Raw genomic sequence first — 21517 nt, 5'->3', positions numbered from 1 at the left:
GTACATGTGGAGCCAGCCACTCGGAGGGGCCTGCCGCCCTCGCCTCCCGCCTCGCCTCGGCGGAAGCGAGGGCGGGCCTTCATGAAGAAGCAGCCTTCATGAAGAAGCAGCATCGTTGAGGAGCAACCATGACCTGGAAGACCGCCCGTCGCTCCTTCTATTATGACGGCGCACCCGCCCCGGAGGACCCGATGCTCCTTCCCGGCAAGGTGGCGCTGCTCATCATCGACGTTCAGAACGTCTATCTCGACCGCCCGGATCCGACGAAACTGATCGGCGACGACCTCGCCCGATATCATGCCTGGACGCCCTTCCACGAGCGCATGCACGGCACGGTGATCCCATCGATTGAGAAGCTGCTTGCCGCTTTCCGCGGCCGTGGCCTCGATGTGCTCTATGCCCGCATCGCGGCCCTGCGCCATGATGGACGCGACCGCTCCCTCAGCCAGAAAAAGCCCGGCTGGAATAACCTCCTGCTGCCGAAGGATGGGCTGGCGTCCCAGATCGTGCCGGCCATCGCGCCTGAGGGCGACGAGATCGTCGTCACCAAGACCACCGACAGCGCGCTCACCGGCACCAATCTGCGCCTGGTGCTCGCCAACCTCGCCATCACCCACGTGGTCTGCTGCGGCATCTTCACCGACCAGTGCGTCGCCTCGACGGTGCGCAGCCTCGCCGATGAAAGCTTCGACGTCATCGTCGCCGAGGATGCCTGCGCTGCCGGCACCATGGACCTGCATGATCGCGAGCTTGAGATCATGAACATGATCTACTGCTCGGTGATGAGCACCGATGAGGCGATCGGCTACCTGCCGACCTGAGCGTCAGCCGGCCGGGCCAACCGCCGGCCACTAGCTCCCTCGAAGAAATGCAGCCGGTCGGCAGCGACCGCCACCTTCATCTCGTCGGAAAGCGGCAAATCCGGCGACAGTGCCATGGTCAGGTGCCTCCCCTCGACCGAGCCATGCACCAGACGGAGAGCGCCGAGCTCCTCGACATAGCGGACCACAAAGGGCACACCGGCCCCCGAGGTGGCTAGCTGGATGTCCTCGGCTCGGAGGCCTACGGTCAGCTTGCCGTCGACGATGCCGGCGACGCCCCGTGCTACCACTTGCCCGCCGATCGCCACCGAGCCGCCCATCACCTCGGCATCGGCGAGATTCATGGCCGGCGAGCCGATGAAGCTCGCAACGAAGGTCGATGCGGGGCTGTGATAGACGTCGAGCGGCCGACCGACCTGCTCGACGCGGCCGCCGTTCAAGACGACGATCCGGTCGGCCAGCGTCATCGCCTCGAGCTGGTCGTGCGTCACATAGACCGACGTGACGCCGAGCCGGCGCTGCAACTGGCGGATCTCGCCCCGCATGGAAACGCGCAGCTTGGCGTCGAGATTGGAGAGCGGCTCGTCGAACAGGAAGGCGTCGGGCTTACGGACGATGGCTCGCCCCATGGCAACGCGCTGCCGCTGGCCGCCGGACAGCTGCTTCGGCTTGCGCTCAAGAAATGGTTCGATCTCCAGCATGCGCGCCGCCTCGGCAACGCGGGCGTCGATGTCCGCCTTGGGAACGCCGCGGTTCCGGAGACCGTAGGCGAGATTGTCGTAGACGCTCATGTGCGGGTAGAGCGCATAGTTCTGGAACACCATGGCGATGTTGCGCGCCGCCGGATCGATGTCGTTGACCACACGGCTGCCGATCGTGACGGTTCCCGACGAGATCGTCTCTAGGCCGGCGATCATCCTGAGCAGCGTCGACTTGCCGCAGCCGGACGGGCCGACCAGCACGATGAACTCGCCGTCGGCAATGGACAGGCTGACCTCGGAAACGGCCCGAACGCCGCCAGCGTAGACCTTGCTCACGGCGGCGATTTCGATGGCGGACATGCTCACTTCTCCGTTTCGATGAGGCCCTTGACGAACAGCCGCTGCATGCCGACCACCACGATCACCGGCGGCAGCATGGCGAGCACCACCGTGGTCATGACGACGTTCCATTGCGGCAGAGCGTCGGCGACGTCCGACATGCGCTTGATGCCCATGACGATGGTGTAGTGGCTAGAGGTGGTGGTGACCATCAAGGGCCAGAGGTATTGGTTCCAGCCGTAGATGAAGAGGATGACGAACAGGGCGGCGATGTTGGTCCGGCTGAGCGGCAGCAGAATGTCGCGGAAGAACTTGAGCGGCCCGGCGCCGTCGATACGAGCCGCTTCCATCAGTTCATCCGGCACCGTCAGGAAGAACTGCCGAAACAGGAAGGTGGCCGTCGCCGAGGCGATCAGCGGGATCGTCAGGCCGGCGTAGCTGTCGAGAAGGCCGAGATCGGCCACCACCTTGAAGGTCGGCACGATGCGCACCTCGACGGGCAGCATCAGCGTGATGAAGATCATCCAGAAGGCGACCGCCCGGAAGGGAAAGCGGAAGTAGACGATGGCATAGGCCGACAGGATGGAGATGACGATCTTGCCGAAGGCGATGGCGAGCGCCATCACCAGCGAGTTCAACAGCATGCCGCCGAGCGGCGGCGCGCCGGAACTGGACAGACCGTCGGTCAGCATGGAGCGGTAGTTGGCGACCATCTCGCCGCCCGGCAGCAACGGCACCAGCCCGGACATGAAGTCGTTGGGGCCGTGCGTCGAGGCGATGACGGCGACATAGACGGGAAAGGCAACGACCAGCACGCCGATGATCAATACGGCATGGGCGAGCGCGTCGAGCCAGGGATGGCGGTCGATCATGGCCGGTTCCTCAATAGGTTACCTTGCGCTCGACCCACTTGAACTGGATCACGGTGAGCGCCACCACGATGGCCATCAGCACCACCGATTGCGCCGCCGACGAGCCGAGGTTGAGGCCGATGAAGCCGTCGACGAACACCTTGTAGACCAGGATGTTGGTCGACTGAGCCGGATTGCCGCCGGTGGTCGCGTGGATCACCGGGAAGGTGTCGAACATCGCGTAGACGAGGTTGATCACCGCCAGGAAAAAGGTGGTCGGCGACAGAAGCGGGAAGACGATGGTGAAGAAGCGCTTCACCGGCCCGGCGCCGTCGATGGCCGCCGCCTCGATCATCGATTTGGGGATCGCCTGCAGACCGGCCATGAAGAACAGGAAGTTGTAGGAAACCTGCTTCCAGCTCGCGGCGATCACCACCAAGATCATGGCGTCTGTTGGCTGCAACGCATGGTCCCAGCGATAACCGATCATGGCAAGAAGGTAAGGCAGCAGGCCGACGGTGGGATTGAACAGAAACCACCACATGATGCCGGCGACGGCTGGCGCCACGGCGTAGGGCCAGACCAGCAAGGTCGAATAGGCGCGGCCGCCGCGGACGAGCCGGTCGAGACTGGCGGCGAAGACGAGCCCGAGCCCCACCGACAACAGCGTTACCGCCGGCGCGAAGATGGCCGTTACCTTGAGCGAGTTGAGATAGCTCGGGTCGTCCAGAAGGTCGAGGTAGTTGGCAAGGCCGACCCAGGTGGTTGAAAGACCGAAGGCGTCCTCTCGCTGGAAGGACTGGAGAACCGCCTGGGCCGCCGGCCACAGGAAGAACACGACGGTCACTGCGATCTGCGGCAAGAGGAGCGCGTAAGGCAGCAGGCGGTTGCCGAAGACGGTGCGCTTGGTCTGCATGAGAAAACCGGATCGAGAAGCCGGGCGGCATCGCGTATCAGCCGCCGTGATGAAAGCTGGCGCCGAACGGGCGAACCCGCCGGCGCCGCGCTTGATCGGGTTTGCGGTCTCAGCCGTTGGCGGCGCGGAAGTCGGCGATCAGCTTGTTGCCGCGCGTCACGACGGAGTCGAGCGCCTCCTTCGGAGCCTTCTTTCCGGCGAGCAGGTTCTGGAACTCCTCGTCGATCACGTCACGGATCTGCACATAGTTGCCGAAGCGCAGGCCCTTGGAGTTGTCGGTCGGCGGATTGAGCGTGATCTGCTTGATGGCGACGTCCGAACCGGGGTTCTTGGCATAGAAGCCCTGCTCCTGACCGAGCCTGTAGGCGGCCTCGGTGATCGGCAGATAGCCGGAATACTGATGCCAGTCGGCCTGTACCTCCGGCGACGACAGGAAGGTGAAGAAGTTGGCGACGCCCTTGTACTCGGCTTCGTCGTGTCCCTTCAGAACCCAGAGCGTGGCGCCACCGATGATTGAGTTCTGCGGCGCGCCTTGAACGTCCGAATAATAGGGCAGCATGCCGAAGCCGACCTTGAAGTCCTTGGAGTTGGCGATCACGCCGGCCCGCGAGGCCGAGGAGTTCATGTAGATCGCACATTCCTGGCTGTAGAATTTCGGCGGAGCGTCGTTGCCGCCGGCCGGGCCGCCATATTGGAACAGCCCCTCGTCCTGCCATTTCTTGAGATTGGTCCAGTGGCGGACCTGCAGGTCGCCGTTGAAGGTTAGTTCGGCGTCCATGCCGCCGATGCCGTTCTGCTGGGTGCCGATCGGCTGATTGTGCCAGGCCGAGAAGTTTTCGAGCTGAATCCAGGAGATCCAGCCGGTGGTGAAGCCGCACTTGGCAGCGCCCGACGACATGATCTTCTTCGAGAAGGACTCCACCTCCTCCCAGGTCTTGGGCGGCTGCTCGGGATCGAGCCCGGCCTTCTGGAAGACGTCCTTGTTGTAGTAGAGGATCGGCGTCGACGAGTTGAACGGCATCGACAGCATGCTGCCGTCGGTATCGGTGTAGTAGCCGACGACGGCCGGCAGGAAGGCCTTCGGATCGAAGGTGGCGCCGGTATCCTTCATCAGCTGATAGACCGGATAGACGGCGCCCTCGGCCGCCATCATGGTGCCGGTGCCGACCTCGAACACCTGTACGATGTCGGGCTGCTGCTTGGCGCGGAAGGCGGCAATGGCAGCCGTCATGGTCTCGGGATAGGACCCCTTGTAGACGGCCGTCACCTTATAGTCGCCCTGAGAGGCGTTGTATTTGGCGACGATTTCATCGAGCTTCTTGCCGAGTTCGCCGCCCATGGCATGCCACCAGGTGATTTCGGTGGCGGCGAAAGACGAGCCGGACAGGAAGGTCAGGGCAAGTCCAGCGATGAAGGACCGCGTCAGCATGGCGTTTTCCTACTCTCAAGGTTGTCGGTGACGGCAAGCAGTAGGAGCGGTGTGTGACGGGTAGATTGCTGCGCCATGACGGTTCGACGACAGCGAAGACGGTTCGGAAGGGCCATTGACGCCCCCGCCAACCACCGGCCCGGACCGGAAAACCGACAGGAATCGGCAGCGGTCTGCAATTTCGCACCTTTCGGACCAAGCGCCGACAGCGCAGCGGGACGGGAAAAACATCTAGTCCTTTCGTCGATACGTACTTTCACTCGGCCCATTTGAGCCTGATGTGGCTTCCACCAACTTGAAGGAAACCGTTGGCACACGGGTATCTTGGGAAGCCGGTCAGCCAATAACCCGCCTTCGTTTTGCAAGACGACGCTGGAGAGCGGCCAGGCAAGGGACGCTTTCTCCGAAGGCTGCAAGCCATCTTTACAGTGGAGTTACGTCGTAAGTCCACATACACATCAAATATACTATCAGTGAATGAAAATATACAATAGACTCTACAGTGGTTCACTACAGATTGTATCGTTTCACCTCAAACCGGAACAAAGCACATCGTCAAGTATCTCGACATTTGTTCAGGCAGCAGCGTCAGCTTCTCAAGTTTGTCGCGGGAATAAACGGCGGCTTAACCCAGTCAGTCCTGAAATGAGCCCACAGGTTTGAACGCGCGGTTCAGGCAGGAAATTGCCCGGACGATTGCTTTTGGGAGAGAGAGATGCGCTGGACTGTTGGCAAGCTCAAGGGAAAGGCCTGGCGGCTCGGCATATCGGCAAAGATCGTTTCGGGTTTTCTGATAGCGCTAACGTTGATGACTATCGTGGCAGGCGTCGCGCTCCGGACGTTTTCCCAGTCGAACAGCGTCGTGACCGACCTTGCCACGCGCAATGTCGAAGTCAGCATCGCCAATGACATCCAGGCCAAGTTCCTGGAGTATCGCCGTCTGAGCCGCGAGCTCATCTACACCTCGCTGCCCGGTACGGCTCAGGCCACCGAAAAGCAGGCCGAACTTCTGCGCGCCGCCATTGCCGAGGGAACCAGCAAGGTTTCCGACTTTGGGCAACGCGATACGCTTCAGGAACTCAGCCTGGAGTTCGAGTCCTACGCAACGGAACTCGCCCGCATCGGTAGCGAAAAAGCCAAGTTGGCCACGATGCGCGCCCAGTCGATGGAACCGGCCGTCGCCGCCGTGCAGAAGGGCCTTGAGGACGTGGCCGCCATTGCGCTGGCCACCAGCGACGCCGCCACGCGCGATACCGTCAACGAGATCCTGCGGCTGATCCTGCTTGTGCAGAATCAGGTGAATGTCGCCCTTGCCAACCTCGACGACGAGTCGCTTCAGACGGCGCTCGACACGCTGACCACGGCGGACAGCTGGATCGATTCCACGGCCAAGTCCGGTCCGAAGGAACTGCGGTCAACATTTGCCGAGCTGCGCGACAAGGCGCAGCAATACGAGTCCGATTTCACGGTCATTCAAGCCTCCAGTCTTCAGAACATCAAGGATGTCGCGGCGCTCAATGACAAGGTCGCCGCCATCACCGACACGCTCAACGCCTTCATGGGCGTCGCCACCAAGAGCCAGGCCGCATTGCAGGCAAAGTCCGAGCAGATGCTGGCGTCGTCAGAGACCATGCTGTGGGGCATCTCGGCCGGCGGTCTCGTCATCGGGCTGGTGTTCGCCTTTCTGCTCGGCCGTGGCATTTCCCGTCCAATCGTCTCCATCACCCGCGCCATGCAGCGCCTGTCGACCGGTGAGCTCGCAGTGACCATTCCCGGCCTCGGCCGGGCAGACGAAGTGGGTACGATGGCCGCGACACTCAACGTCTTCAAGGAGGGGCTGCAGGAGAACGAGCGTCTGCGCGTCGAGCAGGATCACGCCAAGGCCGTGACCGAAGAGCGCCGGCGCGGCGAGATGAACCAGCTCGCCGACGCCTTTGAGATGGCCGTCGGCGGCGTGGTGCAGTCGGTGGTCAGCGCATCGTCCCAGCTGCAGCTTGCCGCGCGATCGATGACCTCGGCCACCGAGGAGATGTCGGGGCAGTCGATCACGGTGGCGAGCGCCGCCGAGGAGGCGTCCACCAACGTCGAAACCGTCGCGGCGTCGGCTGAGGAACTCGCCTCCTCCATCGGCGAGATCAAGCGGCAAGCCGACGAGAGCACCCGTGTCGCCTCCCGCGCGGCCAGCGACGCGCAGGCGACCGCCAACCGCGTCCGCGAGCTGGCGGAAAGCGCCAACCGCATCGGCGAGGTGGTCAACCTCATCGACAGCATCGCCAGCCAGACCAACCTTCTGGCGCTCAATGCCACCATCGAGGCGGCACGGGCCGGCGAGGCCGGCAAGGGCTTCGCGGTGGTTGCCGCCGAGGTGAAGCAACTCGCCGACCAGACGTCGAAGGCGACCTCGCAGATCTCCCGCCAGATCGGCGAAATCCAGTCGTCGACCCAGTCGTCGGCCGAAGCGATCGTCGGCATCACCTCGATCATCGAGCAGCTCAACGCCATCGCGTCGTCCATCGCTGCGGCCGTTGACCAGCAGGGCGCGGCGACCAACGAGATTGCCCGCAACGTCTCCCAGGCTTCGTCGGGCACCCATCAGGTGTCGCAGAACATCGTCGGCATCACTCAGGCGGCGACCGAGTCCTCCAGCGCGGCGACGCAGGTACTGTCGTCGGCCGACGATCTCGCCCGGCAGTCGGACACGCTGCGCGACGAGGTGAGCCGCTTCCTCTCCTCGGTCCGTAGCGCCTGAGAAGCTTCATGCGATAGCGATCTTGCGGCGGCCCTCGGGTCGCCGCTTTTCATTCCAGCCGCCGCCGGAACAGCCATCCCGCCGCAGGCAACGTCACGCAGGCGATCAGCGCCAACGGCACGGTTTCCGCGATGATCTCGGCAAGCGGGATGTCCTTCAGGAACACGCCGCGCACGATCACCAGGAAATAGCGGAGCGGATTGACGTAGGTGAGCGCCTGCAACCACTCGGGCATGTTGGCGATTGGCGTGGCGAAGCCGGAGAGCAGCATCGCCGGCGCGAGGAACAGGAAGGCGCCAAGGATGGCCTGCTGCTGGGTAGCCGCCATGGCCGAGATGAACAGGCCGAAGCCGACCAGCGAGATCAGGTAGAAGAAGGCCGCCGCATAGAGGGCGATCAGCGACCCGCGCAGGGGAATGCCAAAGATCCAGACGGCGGCGAGAATGAACAGGGTGATGTGCAGCAAGCCGATCAGGATCGGCGGGATCACCTTGCCGATCAGGATCTCATGGGTCCGAAGCGGCGACACCATCAACTGATCGAAGGTGCCCAGTTCACGTTCACGGGCGATGGAAAGCGACGTCACCAACAGGCCAACCAGCATGGCGATCGAGGCGACGAGACCAGGCACCATGAACCATTTGAAATCCAGGCTGGGATTGAACCAGTTGCGTGCCACGGTGCCAACGCGGACCGTCGCAAGCCGCTTGCCGGCCGGGGTGTCGGCGGCGAGACCGGCGGCAATGGAGGAAAGGTAGCCGCCGACGATCTGCGAAGCGTTGGACCGCCGGCCGTCGAGAATGATGGCGAGATCGGCGGTCGTGCCGGCTTCGATGTTGCGCGAGAAGTCCGCGCCGATTTCCACAGCCGCGATCACCCGCTCGCGGTCGATCGCCTCCCGAAGCTCTGCGGGGTCCTGGGTGCGTTGGACGAGGCGAAACTGCGGCGATGCCTCGATGCGGCTCGTGAACTCGCTTCCCCAATGACCGGCATCGCGGTTGAGCACCATGACGTCGACGTTCTGCACTTCAAGGGTGGCCGCGTAGGAGAACACCAGCAACTGCATCACCGGAGGCGCGATCAGGATCATCCGGCTCTTGGGATCGCGAAAGAGGGCGAGGAACTCCTTCCGGACGAGGGCGAAGAGACGTGTCAGTCCCATGTCAGGCGATCCTCTTGGCGGTCTTGCGGATGGCGACGGCAAAGAGAACGAAGCCGAATGCCAGGAGAACGAGGATCGAGCGCAGGAACAGCGGCCAGATGTCGCCGGCCAGGAAGACCGATTGCAGGCTCGGGATCAGGTACCGGGCTGGCACGATCATCGAGATGTACTGGATCACCAGGGGCATCGAGTTGATCTCGAAGATGAAGCCCGACAAGAGAAAGCTCGGCAGGAAGCCCGACAACAGCGCCAGTTGCGAGGCGAGGAACTGGTTCTTGGTGACCGCCGATATCAGGAAGCCCTGCCCCAGCGCCGGCATCAGGAAGGCGGACGACAGCGCATAAAGCGCCAGAACCGATCCCCGGAACGGCACACCGAAAAGCCAGACGGCGAGCGCGACGCAGAGGCTCATCGATCCGAGACCGAGCAGGAAATAGGGCACGATCTTGCCGGCGAGCAACTCCCAGGCCGTGACGGGCGTTGCCATCATCGCTTCCATGGTGCCGCGTTCCCACTCGCGGGCGATCACCATCGAGGTGAGCAACGTTCCGACCAGCGTCATGACGATGGTGATCGATCCCGGCACCAGGAAGTTGCGGCTGGTGAGCTCGGGGTTGAACCAGACGCGCTGCTGAACGGCGAGCGGCATCGCCGTCAACGCCCGCTCGGCCGCCCGTTGCGCCTCCCAGGTGGAGACCGTACCGGCCGCGTAATTCTGCACGAAGTTGGCCGTGTTGGGGTCGGCGCCATCGACGATCACCTGCACAGCCGGGTGGCGAGCGGCCGTCAGATCGGCGGTGAAGCCGTCGGGTATGACCAGGATACCGCCGATCCGACTCTGGACAAGATCTGCCGTGAACACGCGCCGGTCGCGACCGATCGTCACATCGAAATAGCGCGAGTTCTGGAAGCTGGCGGCGAGGTCGAGGGTAACGGGGGTGGTCTCCTCCAGCACGAGCCCGACGCGGGTGCGCGTGGTGTCCAGCGACACGCCATAGCCGAACAGGAACAGAAGGATCAGCGGCAAGACCAGCGCGATGAGGATGCTGGAGGGGTCGCGGACGATCTGGAAGCTTTCCTTGCGAATGAGGGCGAGGACACGGCGGGCTCTGCCGCGGCGATGCGTGATCATGCGGCGGCCTCCTGCTCGCTCGCCTCGATCAGGGAGATGAAGGCGTCTTCCATGGTGGGGTCCGGCCGGTCGGGCTTGGCCACCTTGGCCTTGAGCTCGTCGGGCGAGCCGAGGGCGATCGACTTGCCCCGATAGATCAGCGAGATGCGGTCGCAGTACTCCGCCTCGTCCATGAAGTGAGTGGTGACCAGAACCGTCACCCCCTTCTCGACGAGACCATTGATATGCGTCCAGAACTCGCGGCGGGTGATGGGGTCGACGCCTGAGGTCGGTTCGTCGAGGAACAGAGCCTCGGGTTCGTGCATGACGGCCGCCGCGAGCGCGAGACGCTGCTTGAGGCCGAGCGGCAGGTCCTTGGCCGACATGGCGGCCTGCCGCTTCAGGTCGAAGATGTCGAGCATCATAGCGATGCGTTCCCGCCGGCGCGCGCCGGACAGGCCGTAGACGCCGGCGAAGAAGTCGAGATTCTGGGCGACCGACAGATCGCCGTAGAGCGAGAACTTCTGCGCCATGTAGCCGAGCCGGTTGCGCGCCTCGGCCGCATCGCGGCGCAGATCGAAGCCGGCCACCCTGCCCTCGCCCTCCGTCGGCTTCAGGAGGCCGCAGAGCATCTTGAACGTGGTGGACTTGCCGGCGCCATTCGGACCAAGGAGTCCGAAGATCTGCCCGCGCGGAATGTCGAAGGTGATGCGATCGGCGGCAGTGAAGTCGCCGAAGCGCTTGGTCAATCCGCGTGCCTCGATGACCGGTCGGCCATTGCCGGTTTCGCGCGGCGCCTGTGCCTCGGCCAGCGCCGAGCGTCCACCGGGACCACCCCCCAGCATGTCGACGAAGGCGTCCTCGAAACGAGGCGTCGCAGGAACCAGGCGGGTGGCGTCGGTATTGATCGCTTTTGCGACGGCGTCGGCGTCACCCGCTTCAGCCAACACCAGCCGGATCGCCTCGCCCTGGATGACGCCATCGACAACCCTGTCCTCGTCCAGCAGACGGGCCAGCAATCGGCGTCGGCTGCCTTCGATGCCGGTCAGTCGCTGCACGCGGCCGGCAACCCGATCGGTGAGGCCGGACGGCGCGCCAGAATAGAGGAGCTTGCCGGCGTTCATCAGAAGAACGCGGTCGCAAGCCTCCGCCTCGTCGAGATAGGCGGTCGACCAGACGACGCCGATACCCTCGTCCGTGAGGTTCTCCACCATCTTCCAAAGTTCGCGCCGCGAAATGGGATCGACGCCGACGCCCGGCTCATCGAGCAACAGAAGACGCGGCTTGCGGATCAGTGCGCAGGCGAGGCCGAGCTTTTGCTTCATGCCACCGGAAAGCTTGCCGGCAAGCCGTGCCGTGAAGCGCTTGAGGTCGGTGAAGGTCAGCAACTCGTCGAATACGGCCGGCCTTTGGCGGTGCGGCAGGCCGCGCATGTCGGCATAGAGATCGAGGTTTTCCTGAACCGACAGGTCCTCGTAGAGACCGAAGCGCTGCGGCATGTAGCCGATCGCCGCCTGGATGGCCGGCGCCTCGGCGCGGGCGTCATGATCGAGCACGGTGATGCGGCCGGCTTCGGGCTGCATCAAGCCGGTCATCAGGCGGATCAGCGTCGTCTTGCCGGCGCCATCGGGGCCGACGAGACCGGTGATTTCACCGCCACGAATGTCGCCCGACACGTCGTCGAGCGCCGGCGCGCCATCGCCGAAGCGCTTGACGACACCGGCGAGACGAACGAGGACGGGCTTGCCGTCGCCGGTGCTCATTTTGCCTCGCTCGCCGCGGGCGGCAGGTGAACGGTCACCGGCATGCCCTGCCTGAGATCCTTGCCCGGATGGTCGATGACGATGCGGAGCCGGTAAACGAGGTCGGTGCGCAGATCCGGCGTCTCGACCGACTTCGGCGTGAACTCGGCCACCGGCGAAATGAAGCCCACCTGCCCCTCGTAGCCGGCGCCGGTCATGCTGTCGGAGGTGACCTTGACCTTCAGCCCCGGATGGACACGGCCGAGATCCACCTCGGACACATAGGCGCGCACCCAGACCGGCTCGGTCAGCGCCAGCACCAGCACATTGGTCGACGAGGCAACGATGGCGCCCGGCTCGCTGACCCGCGACAGGATGACGCCATCGGCCGGTGCCTTCAGTTCGGTGTCGGCAAGCGACGTGCGGGCGGCATCGAGCTGCGCCTCGGCGGCCCGTAGTTGTGCCTCGGCGGCAGCGATATCTTCGGTGCGGCTGCCCTCCTCGATCAGTGTCAGCGCAGCCTTGGCATTGGCGACGCGGGCGCTTGCCATGTCCTTGGCGGCGGTGGCCGTATCGAGGCTCGACTGGGCCACGGTGCCCTGGCTGCGCAACTGACCGGCCCGGGAGAGCGCCAGCTCGGCATTGGCAAGGTTGGCGACCTGCTCCTGATAGGCGGCGCGCGCCTTCTCGATCTCCGACGGACGGGCGCCCGCCCTGAGCTTGTCGAGCGTTGCCCTGAGCGCCGCGACATTTTCCTCGGCGGCGCGAGCCGCGATCTCATAGGGACCGGCATCGAGGCGGGCCAGCACATTCCCGGTCTTCACCGCATCGCCTTCTTCCACCGCCACGGCGGCGAGCCGACCGCCAACGCGGAAGCCGAGCGACACCTGCCGGATGTCGACGTTGCCGTAGAGCACCTGCGCCGGCGGCGCCGGCAGGAAGTAGCCGTAGCGCTGCGGCAGGCCGAAGTGCCAGGCAGCGCCAGCACCAGCGGCGGCAAGGAGCAGGACGACGGGGACGATCTTGTTCATGTTGGATTTTCCCCGATGGGGTGGATGCTGGCGACGAGTTCGGAGGCAATACGGCGGATCGCGGTGATTTCCTTCGGGCCGACCGACGACCATTCCATCTCGCGCAGGATGGTTGCCCGTCCGACGCGATAGACGATCAGCGAACCGACCAGAGACAGCGTCCGCAGCCTTACGCGCTCGGAGTTGGGATCAGCTTCGAGAAGGATGCCGACGAGATGGCGTACGGCCGTCAGCATCGGCTGCATGAAGCCCGTGTAGATGCGGTCGTAGGCTTCGGTTGGTTCGGCTTGCTCGCGCACCATGTAACGGACCCACACGGCCGACTCGTCATCGGCGAACAGAGTCAGCATGGACTCGCCGAGCATGGTGAGGATGGCGCGCGCCTCGTCCACATCGATCGGCCGTCCTCCGAACTGGGCCTCTGCGAAACGTCCGAGCACCATCTTCCGCCGCTCGCCGATGCGAACCTGTAATCGTTCGATCAGATAGTCGGCGACGGCGTTGTAGAGACCGCGCTTGTTGTCGAAATAATAGTTGATCGCCTGGAGGTTCACCCCGGCTCGCTCGGCGAGCTTGCGGGTCGACACGCCGTCAAAGCCGTACTGTCCGAACAGCTCGAGTGCGGCAAGAAGCAGCTTTTCGCGAGCGCCGTCATTGCGAACAGCGTCAGTGGCGGACCGGGAGGAAGGCGCTTTGGTCATGCCGCCATTCTACACCCAGAATCACTTCAGTCAATCGACTGATTTATGTGGCGTCAAGACCGGCAAACGCAGAGACGCCGGGCGCTGGATCACAACCGCCCGATCCAGGTCGCTATATCGAGGATGGCGGAGCGCACGCTTGATGCGTCGGGGCGCTCTGACAGAAAGCCGTGCCCGACCCCGCCGTATTGTCTGTGCTCGACACGAACGCCGGCTGCGTGCATCGCCGCAGCGTAGGACAGGGCCTCGAACCTCAGCGGATCGTTTTCTGCCACGGCGAGAAAAGCAGGCGGGAGAGCTGACAGGTCCGTTGCTCTGGGAGGGACCGCATAGGGAGGCAGCTCTGTCCTTGGCCCACCAAGATAGGTATCCCAGGCGCCGCGGATCGCGTCGAAGCTGGGATGAAAGCGGTCCGAAAGGGTGAAGAACTCGGGTGGAGTGCGGTCATAGTACTCGATCATGGGATAGATCAGGAGCTGTCCGTCCAAACTCATGGACTGTTCGGCCGCGGCGCGCTGCGCCACCCCCGCCGCAAGGCAGGCGCCTGCGCTGTCGCCGGCGATGATCAGCTTCTCTTCGTTGAACTTGTTGAGCTGGGAAGCCGCCCACACCGCGGCATGGTAGACATCGTCAAAACCGGCCGGAAATGGGTTTTCGGGTGCCAGACGATAGTCGACGGAAATCACGGTGCTTACCGTACCCGCCGCCAGGTTTCGGCAGATCTGGTCGTAGTCATCCAGGGTGCCCCAGCTGAAGCCCCCTCCGTGGGCGAATACCAGCTGGGCCTTGGGATTTGCCTCCGGGTTCCTGTATGTCCGGATTGGTACATTCCAGCCGGGCACGACGCCGGATTCGACCGACAAACCGACAGATGAGAGTTCACTCATTGCTGCACCTCTGATCCGCAGGGAGCATCCAAGCCTAACTGACGGCAGTATTTCAGCGTCCGGGCATGCGTGTCTATGGCCTGCGAACTCGTTTCCGAGTTGCACGTTCCCTCAGTCTCGCGACAAGGCGACCACCGGATCGAGCTGCGAGGCGTTGCGGGCCGGCAGGAAGCCGAACACCACCCCGATCAGCGTGGAGCAGAGGCAGGCGGCAATGATCGAGGTCGTAGAGTAGATCAGCGTGAAGTCGCTGGACGCCAGTCGTACCAACTGGCCGATGCCGAAGGCGGTACCGATGCCGCAAAGGCCGCCGATCAGGCACACCAGCACGGCCTCGATCAGGAACTGCTGCAGGATATCGCCCTGTCGGGCGCCGACCGCCATGCGCACACCGATCTCGCTCACCCGTTCGGACACCGACACCAGCATGATGTTCATGACGCCGATGCCCCCGACCACCAGCGAGATGACGGCGATCGCCGCGATCAGCAAGGTCAGCATCTGCGTGGTCGAGGTGATCGTTTGCCGGATGTCGTCGGTGTTGAGGATGAAGAAATCCTGGCTGCCGTGACGTTGTGTCAGAAAGCGCGTGACGTCCTGTTCGGCAAGGCTCGTATCGACGTCGTCGGCAACGCGCACGGTGATCGAGCGCAGCGACAGATCGCCCAGGAAACGGGTCTGCACCGTTGTGTAGGGCAGATAGACGGAAAGGTTCTGGCTGGAGCCGAAACCACCCTGCTGTGGCTCCGTGACCCCGACGATGCGCGCCGGCACGTTGCCGATCAGCAGCACCTGCCCCACCGGCGACACCGGATCATCGGCGAACAGGGTCTTGCGGGTGTTCTCATCGATGACCACGTCGGTGGCCCGGCTGCGCACCGACCGGGCGTCGAAGAAGCTGCCTTCGGCGAGCTTGGTGCCGCGCGCGGCGAAATACTGCTCGCCGACACCGTTGACGAGGGCACTCGCCTCTTGCGAACCAACGCGCAGGGTCTTGCTGGTGGAAACCGTGGGGGTCACCGCTGCGACGTAGCTCTGGCGTGCCAATGCCTCGGCATCGGATACCACCAGCGTGGTGATCTTCCCGGACCGGGTGTCGCCAAAATTGCGTCCGGCGAAAATTTCCAGCGTGTTGGTGCCAAGGCTGGAGATATTGGCGAGCACCTGCTGCTGCGTGCCCTGCCCGATCGCCACCACCGACACCACCGAGGCGATGCCGATGATGATGCCGAGCATGGTGAGGAAGGTGCGAAGACGATGTGCCGCCATGGCCAGCACCGCCATGCGCAGCGCCTCACGGAAGCGATCGGTCAACGACCGAAGATAGCCGCCGCGCCGCGGCTTTTCGCCAGACGGTACCGATTCGGCAACGGGAGCGATGTCCGCTGCCGGCTCGCGTCGCCGATCGCTGAGGATGACGCCGTCGGAAATTTCGATGATGCGGCGCGCCCGGCTGGCGACGTTCATGTCGTGGGTGACGATGATGATCGTCTTGCCCTCGGCGTTCAGCTCCTCGAGGATACGCAGCACCTCCTCGCCGGAGTGTTTGTCGAGGGCCCCGGTCGGTTCGTCGGCGAGGATGACGTTGGCGCCGTTCATCAGGGCGCGGGCAATGGAAACCCGCTGCTGCTGACCGCCCGAAAGCTGCCCCGGCCGATGGTCGGTGCGGTCGCTCATGCCAAGCCGGTCGAGCAGGCTTTCCGCCCGCGCCCGCCGGTCGCGCGGCGCCATGCCGGCATAGATGGCCGGTATCTCCACATTGGCGAGCGCGTCGAGCTCGCCAAGCAGATGATAGCGCTGGAAGATGAAGCCGAAATGCTCGCGCCGGAGGGCGGCGAGTTCGTCCGGCTCCAGCAAGGCGGTTTCCCGACCGGAGATGCGATAGCTGCCGGCCGTCGCCCGATCGAGGCAGCCGAGGATGTTCATCAGTGTCGACTTGCCGGAGCCGGAGGCGCCGACGATGGCCACCATCTCGCCGGCCTCGATCACCAGGTCTAGGTCCTTCAAAACGGTGATGGTGCCGTCGCCGGATGGGAATTCACGCCGGAGCTTTTCCAGCCGGATGAGGTCGGCCATGGCTCACATCCCCGGAGGTGGCCCGCCACCTCCCCGGCCAAGCCTCAGCGAGGACGAGGATGCTGCCCGTTGGGCTGCGGTCATTTCGCCAGTCACCACCTTGTCGCCGTCGGAAAGGCCGGACTTCACCTCGGCGGTGACCTTGTCGTTGAGACCGATCTCGACGCGCCGTTCGTCCGTGCTGCCGTCGGTATTGAGAACCTTGACGCGATATGCCCCATCGGGCTCGCGGTTGCCCAGAGCAGCGGCCGGTACCGTCAGCACGTTCTCAGCGCGGCCGAGCACGATGTTCACCTCGGCGGTCATGTAGGTGCGGAGACGACCTTCGGGATTAGGGACGTTGAAGTTGCCGTAATAATAGATGGCCGTCGAAGATGAGCTCGACGAGGAGGAAGAACTCGACGAGGTGATGTCGGAGTCGTTGCGGATCGACGCCGGTGCCGGGTCGATACTTTCGAGCGTCGCGTCATAGCGATGGTCGGGGTCGCCGATGATGGTGAAATAGACCTTCTGGCCCGGCGTGACATGAACGACGTCGGCCTCGGAGATCTCCGCGCGTACGGTCATGGTATCGAGCTGGCCGAGCACCACGATGGTCGGGGCCGACTGAACGGCATTGACCGTCTGCCCGGCCTGGCTGACCACGGCGAGCACCGTGCCGTCGATCGGCGCCGTGATGCGGGTATAGCCGAGATCGGCCTCAGCCGTCGCCACAGCCACTTCCGAGGATTGGATCTCGGCATCGAGGGCGGCGATCTGCGCTTCGGTTGTCTTGACGCTTGCCTCGGCGCTTTCGAGATCGGCGCGTGCCACGGCGTTCTGGCTGACCATGGTCTGCTGACGCTCCAGCGTCTGCCGGGCCAGCGTCAGCGACGCTTCCTTTTCCGATCGCTGGGCACGGACGCTGGCAAGCGAGGCCTCGGCCTTCTTGAGATCGTTCTGCTGCGTCACCGAGTCGATCTCGGCGATCAGATCACCAGCCTTGACGCGATCGCCGAGCCCGACGGCGAGCGAGGTGATGCGGCCCGAGACCTGTGCTCCGACGGCCACCAGTTTCACAGGCCGGAGCTGGCCCGTAGCCAACACGGTTTCCTCGACGCTGCCCGGCGTAACGGTGGCGGTCATCATGGTCACCGTCGGCGCCGCATAGTAGCGGTCCTTGACGACGTAGGCGGTTACGGCGAGGGCAACAAGCGCCACGAGGAGGATCGGGCCGCGGCGGCTCTTGCGTTTGCGCGGGGCGATGGTCATGCGCGGCATCCTGTGAAATGGGCCGGCAAGACGAACACGCAACCGGCGAACGGATTGCCGGGAGTTACGGTCAAGCCCAGGGGGTTGACGACGGCAGGCACGAAAAGGGACATTGTTTCCGGAGCTCGCCGGGGATGCGCCGGCTCGCGGCCCAAAGCCATTGGGTCAGTTGGCGGACACTTTCCGTAGGCGCGGGCCGGTGTTGGCATCCACGACCTCTGGCTTCGAGGCGTCGACAATACCGTCCCACCCGCCGCCCAGCGCCTTGTTGAGGGTGATATAGTTGTCGGCGATGGCGACCGTGCTGGTGAGCAGCGAATCCTCGGCCGAATAGAGCGAACGCTCGGCATCGAGCACATCGAGGAAACTGGATGACCCCGACTGGTAGAGCGATTGCGCCAGCTCCGACGCCTTGCGGTATGACTGCGTGGCGGCAGCGAGGCGGCCGTTCTTGATGCGCTCCTGCCGGTAGGCGACGATGGCGTTCTCCACATCCTCCAACGCGCCGAGCACCGCAGCCTTGTAGGCGACGAAATACTGGTCGCGCGTCGCCTCGGCGGCCTCCTGTGCGGCGGCGAGCTTGCCGGCGTTGAAGATCGGCACCGACAGGGACGGCCCCAGGCTCCAGGAAATGGATGAGGACTTGCCGAGATCGCCCACGCTCGTCGCGGTTGTCGCGATGGCGCCGGACAGGCTGACCGACGGATAGCGCGCGGCTGTGGCAGCGCCGATTTTTGCCGTCGCCTGGGCATACTCACGCTCGGCCTGCCGGATATCCGGCCGGTTGGCGAGAAGGTCGGCCGGCAAGCCGGTCGGCACGGGCCGTCGAGGCCTCGGGATGGGGCCACCCCGCTTCATGCGGGCATCGAGTTCCGCCGGGCCACGGCCCGTCAGGACGGCAAGGCGATGGACGGCCTCGGCATAGGACGTCTGAAGGTCCGGCACCTTGGCCTCGGTGCTCGCCGCCTGCCCTTCGGCATTGGCGACGTCGACCGCCGACGCCGAACCCGCCTCGAACTTCTTGCGCGTCAGGGCCGCCGTCTCGCGCTGCGACGCAGCGCTTTGCCGGGCCAGCGCGATGCGGGCCTGATAGCCGCGTGCCGCCACGTAGTTGGAAGCGACGTCGCCAACCAGCGTCAGAAGTACCGCATTGAGATCCTCGTCGGCCGCCTGGCTGCCGTAACGTGCTGCTTCCGACGACCGAGCATTGGCACCGAACAAGTCGAGTTCCCAGGAAGCGTCGAAACCACCCTTGAACTGATTGCCGACTTCGCCTTGCGACTTCTGTCGCGCCGCCGACGACGAGGCGTCGGCAGATGGCGCCAGCGCCGCATTCGTCTGGCGCTCGGTGGCACGCGCCGTGCGGATCCTGGCCTTGGCCGCAGCAACGTCGAGATTGCCTGCGACCGCCTCCTCGACCAGGGCGTCGAGTTCCTTGTCGCCAAGCCGTTCCCACCAGCGCGCGAGCTCAACCGGTCGCGACGGCGTTTCGGTGCCCGACGAACTCCAGCTCACCGGCAGTGCAAGCCTCGGCACCATGTAGTCCGGGCCGACGGCGCAGCCCGACAGAATGAGGCCGAGGAGCGGGATGGTGATCCCGGCTGCGCGGCGGAAGGAAGGGGAAGCATTGACCATCATATCCGCGCGCAAAACCATGGCTGTACTGGCTATCCGTTTTGAAACCGCTGGGATTTGGACCGCTTCGGGGGCGCCCGGCAAATCAAAAGAGGTTGAAAAGTGTATCCATTCTTTGCAACCCACCGAATTGTTGGAGGGGGATGCCTCTGCCGATAGGTTCCGACACGAGTGCCATCGGTTGCATCGGGAAAAGCACCACGCTTGACGCGACACCTGTCACCATCCAAACCCACCGCGTCCCATGGTTGCATGTGAGTTTGCCCGATGCCCATCCTCCCTTCGAGCGTTACCACGAAACGTCTCGTCCTGCGTCGTTACACGCCGGACGATGCCGCTTGGTACGCCACGATGGCGCTTCGCAACCGCGCCCATCTTGCCCGTTTCGAGAGCGGCAATGCGGCGATGAAGATCGCCAGTGAAGCGGATGCGCTCGCCGCGATAAAGGCGTTCCACGAAGCAGCGGACACCGGCACGGCCGCTTTCCTGGGCGCCTTCCGCCGCAGCGACCGAACCTTTATCGGACAGGTCTACGTCGGCGTCGGCGACTCGAACCTGCCCGGCTACCTCGTCGGTTATTTCTGCGACGAAGCGCACCTGAGGCAGGGATATACGATTGAGGCCGTATCGGCCACGGTTGCCGCGCTGTTCCGCGAATGCGGCGCATGGCGCGTCGGGCTCTGGTGCGACGATACCAACCTCGCCAGCCAGCGCATCGCCGAACGGCTGGGCATGCGCCGCGAGGGACATCTGCGTGCCGACAAACGCCACCCCGACGGTTCGATCACCGGCTCGCTCTGCTACGGCCTCCTGCGCGGGGAGTTCCAGGCGCAGGAGACCGCATAGACTGGATCAGTCGGGCCGGCCGACGGCTGGAACGAAATCGGAAAGATCCTCGCGATCGAAATAGACGGTGCGCCCCTCCTCTGCCGACTTGTAGAGCGCCATCAACATCTCGATCACGGCCACGCCATCGGCGAACGTCTCGTCCGGCGCCTGTCCCTTGCGGAAGCGCTCGACCATGTGGCGGTTCTCGTCGGTGTAGCCATAGATGCCGGCCTCGTCCTCCAACACGGGCATCAGGCCTTGCTCGGCATTCTGCTTCTCGACGAGATCTTCGCCCTCGCTGCCGCTGACCCGGCGCGACATGAACACCTTGAGACCGGTGTTGAGCGAGGAGAATTCGAGAGCATACTCGGGGCCTAGCAACTCGAGCTGGATACGCAAACCAGCGCCGACATAGGCCCAGGATGTGGTCGCCTCGATGATCACTTCCTGACCAAGGTCATCCTCAAGCGTGATCATGCCGCGTGCGAAATCCTCGCTGGCCCGCCGGCTGTAGTCGACCGTCGGTCCCATGCGCTCCTTGAGTTCGGCGGCATAGTTCGGTCGCGTCCATTTAAGGCAGGCGACGGCGCCCGTCGCCGACTTGAGCTTCAGCGACGAGCGCGGCGCATCCGGCCGCGTCAACAGGAAGCGCGCCACTTCGACGGAATGGCACATCATGTCGAGCAGCACACCACCGCCCTGCTGATCGCCCTTCCAGAACCAAGGCTCGTGCGGGCCGGCGTGCTCCTCGGCGGCGCGCGCCAGATAGGGGCGCCCGGCCGCCGGAACGGCGCGCCGCCAGATGATGTCCTTGCCGCGCATGACGGCCGTCGAAAACACCTGGTTCTCGAGATAACCGTGGATGAGCTTGGCGTCCTCGACGAGCCGCAGCATTTCGCGTGCCTCGCGCAGCGTCCGGGCGAGCGGCTTCTCGCAGGCAACGGCATGGATCGTCGAGCGGCCGGCTTTCTTGAGATCATGCAGCGCCCGCATCACGTCGAGACGCGTATAGTTGGGCGACAGCACCCAGACGGCATCGACATCAGGCGCCGTCAGTAGCGCTTCCAGGCTCGGATGGGCGGTACAGGAACCAAGATCGAGATCGCGCACGGCGCCGGCGAAGGCCCTGCGCTTGCCTTCGGTCGGCGAATAGACACCGGTTACCTCGACGTTGCGGACGCCGACCAGCGACTTCAGATGGAAATGCGCGATGAAGCCGCTGCCCACAAAGCCGATGCGGAGGGTCTGGCGCGGAAAATCGGTCGTCATGTCTTGTCCTCCCAGATC

17 protein-coding genes are annotated in these 21517 nt (G+C 64.3%); 3 read left to right on the top strand and 14 right to left on the bottom strand.

Translation table 11 applies throughout. The annotated features are described in order from the left end of the window. The first annotated feature begins 128 nt into the window (after positions 1-128). Positions 129-821: a cysteine hydrolase family protein gene (locus CXZ10_RS04670; RefSeq protein ID WP_101287895.1), complete on the top strand. Its 693-nt coding sequence runs from the start codon at positions 129-131 to the stop codon at positions 819-821. Here CXZ10_RS04670 and ugpC read toward each other — a convergent pair. The 4 genes from ugpC to ugpB all read right to left on the bottom strand — a co-directional run bounded on the left by ugpC (position 806) and on the right by ugpB (position 5057). Further along, positions 806-1882, bottom strand: coding sequence for a sn-glycerol-3-phosphate ABC transporter ATP-binding protein UgpC (gene ugpC / locus CXZ10_RS04665; protein ID WP_101287893.1), 1077 nt, complete (start codon positions 1880-1882; stop codon positions 806-808). The two genes, CXZ10_RS04670 and ugpC, sit on opposite strands and share 16 nt — an antisense overlap. 2 nt (positions 1883-1884) lie before the next feature. Next, positions 1885-2733, bottom strand: a complete 849-nt coding sequence (ugpE, locus tag CXZ10_RS04660) for a sn-glycerol-3-phosphate ABC transporter permease UgpE (RefSeq protein ID WP_101287890.1) — start codon at positions 2731-2733, stop codon at positions 1885-1887. Between the two features lie 10 nt (positions 2734-2743). After that, on the bottom strand, positions 2744-3628 hold the full coding sequence (gene ugpA, locus CXZ10_RS04655; RefSeq protein ID WP_101287888.1) for a sn-glycerol-3-phosphate ABC transporter permease UgpA: 885 nt from the start codon (positions 3626-3628) through the stop codon (positions 2744-2746). A gap of 109 nt (positions 3629-3737) precedes the next feature. Continuing rightward, the gene (gene ugpB, locus CXZ10_RS04650) at positions 3738-5057 is read right to left on the bottom strand and encodes a sn-glycerol-3-phosphate ABC transporter substrate-binding protein UgpB (RefSeq protein WP_101287886.1); all 1320 of its coding nucleotides are present in this window, start codon (positions 5055-5057) and stop codon (positions 3738-3740) included. Positions 5058-5772: 715 nt separating this feature from the next. Here ugpB and CXZ10_RS04645 point away from each other — a divergent pair. Further along, complete coding sequence (locus CXZ10_RS04645) at positions 5773-7806, top strand: HAMP domain-containing methyl-accepting chemotaxis protein (protein ID WP_101287884.1); 2034 nt, start codon at positions 5773-5775, stop codon at positions 7804-7806. A gap of 49 nt (positions 7807-7855) precedes the next feature. Here the strand turns inward: CXZ10_RS04645 and CXZ10_RS04640 are convergent, their stop codons facing one another. The 9 genes from CXZ10_RS04640 to CXZ10_RS04600 form a co-directional block, all read right to left on the bottom strand. Beyond that, positions 7856-8968, bottom strand: coding sequence for an ABC transporter permease (locus CXZ10_RS04640; RefSeq protein WP_101287882.1), 1113 nt, complete (start codon positions 8966-8968; stop codon positions 7856-7858). 1 nt (position 8969) lies between these two features. Continuing rightward, positions 8970-10097: an ABC transporter permease gene (locus CXZ10_RS04635; protein WP_180335892.1), complete on the bottom strand. Its 1128-nt coding sequence runs from the start codon at positions 10095-10097 to the stop codon at positions 8970-8972. Continuing rightward, positions 10097-11842, bottom strand: a complete 1746-nt coding sequence (locus tag CXZ10_RS04630) for an ATP-binding cassette domain-containing protein (protein ID WP_101287877.1) — start codon at positions 11840-11842, stop codon at positions 10097-10099. The genes CXZ10_RS04635 and CXZ10_RS04630 overlap by 1 nt, the downstream gene beginning before the upstream one ends. Beyond that, positions 11839-12852, bottom strand: coding sequence for a secretion protein HlyD (hlyD, locus tag CXZ10_RS04625; protein WP_101287875.1), 1014 nt, complete (start codon positions 12850-12852; stop codon positions 11839-11841). Before hlyD ends, CXZ10_RS04630 begins: the two co-directional genes overlap by 4 nt. Then, positions 12849-13553 (bottom strand): CerR family C-terminal domain-containing protein, encoded by a 705-nt coding sequence (locus CXZ10_RS04620; protein WP_101287873.1) that lies wholly within the window; start codon positions 13551-13553, stop codon positions 12849-12851. Before CXZ10_RS04620 ends, hlyD begins: the two co-directional genes overlap by 4 nt. Before the next feature lie 89 nt (positions 13554-13642). Continuing rightward, positions 13643-14440: an alpha/beta hydrolase gene (locus tag CXZ10_RS04615; RefSeq protein WP_101287871.1), complete on the bottom strand. Its 798-nt coding sequence runs from the start codon at positions 14438-14440 to the stop codon at positions 13643-13645. 111 nt (positions 14441-14551) lie between these two features. Next, the gene (locus CXZ10_RS04610; RefSeq protein WP_101287869.1) at positions 14552-16516 is read right to left on the bottom strand and encodes a MacB family efflux pump subunit; all 1965 of its coding nucleotides are present in this window, start codon (positions 16514-16516) and stop codon (positions 14552-14554) included. Between the two features lie 3 nt (positions 16517-16519). Further along, positions 16520-17767: an efflux RND transporter periplasmic adaptor subunit gene (locus tag CXZ10_RS04605; RefSeq protein ID WP_101287866.1), complete on the bottom strand. Its 1248-nt coding sequence runs from the start codon at positions 17765-17767 to the stop codon at positions 16520-16522. 165 nt (positions 17768-17932) lie between these two features. Then, the gene (locus CXZ10_RS04600) at positions 17933-19423 is read right to left on the bottom strand and encodes an efflux transporter outer membrane subunit (protein ID WP_244617074.1); all 1491 of its coding nucleotides are present in this window, start codon (positions 19421-19423) and stop codon (positions 17933-17935) included. 246 nt (positions 19424-19669) lie between these two features. Between CXZ10_RS04600 and CXZ10_RS04595 the strand changes: the two genes are divergently transcribed. Further along, a complete protein-coding gene (locus CXZ10_RS04595) occupies positions 19670-20248 on the top strand; it encodes a GNAT family N-acetyltransferase (RefSeq protein WP_101287863.1) in 579 nt (192 codons plus the stop codon). Between the two features lie 6 nt (positions 20249-20254). Here the strand turns inward: CXZ10_RS04595 and CXZ10_RS04590 are convergent, their stop codons facing one another. Then, positions 20255-21499 (bottom strand): Gfo/Idh/MocA family protein, encoded by a 1245-nt coding sequence (locus CXZ10_RS04590; protein WP_101287861.1) that lies wholly within the window; start codon positions 21497-21499, stop codon positions 20255-20257. Positions 21500-21517 lie beyond the last annotated feature (18 nt).

This window comes from Pleomorphomonas diazotrophica (assembly GCF_002844595.1).
GTDB lineage: Bacteria > Pseudomonadota > Alphaproteobacteria > Rhizobiales > Pleomorphomonadaceae > Pleomorphomonas > Pleomorphomonas diazotrophica.
This window is presented reverse-complemented; position numbering and strand designations above follow the sequence as displayed.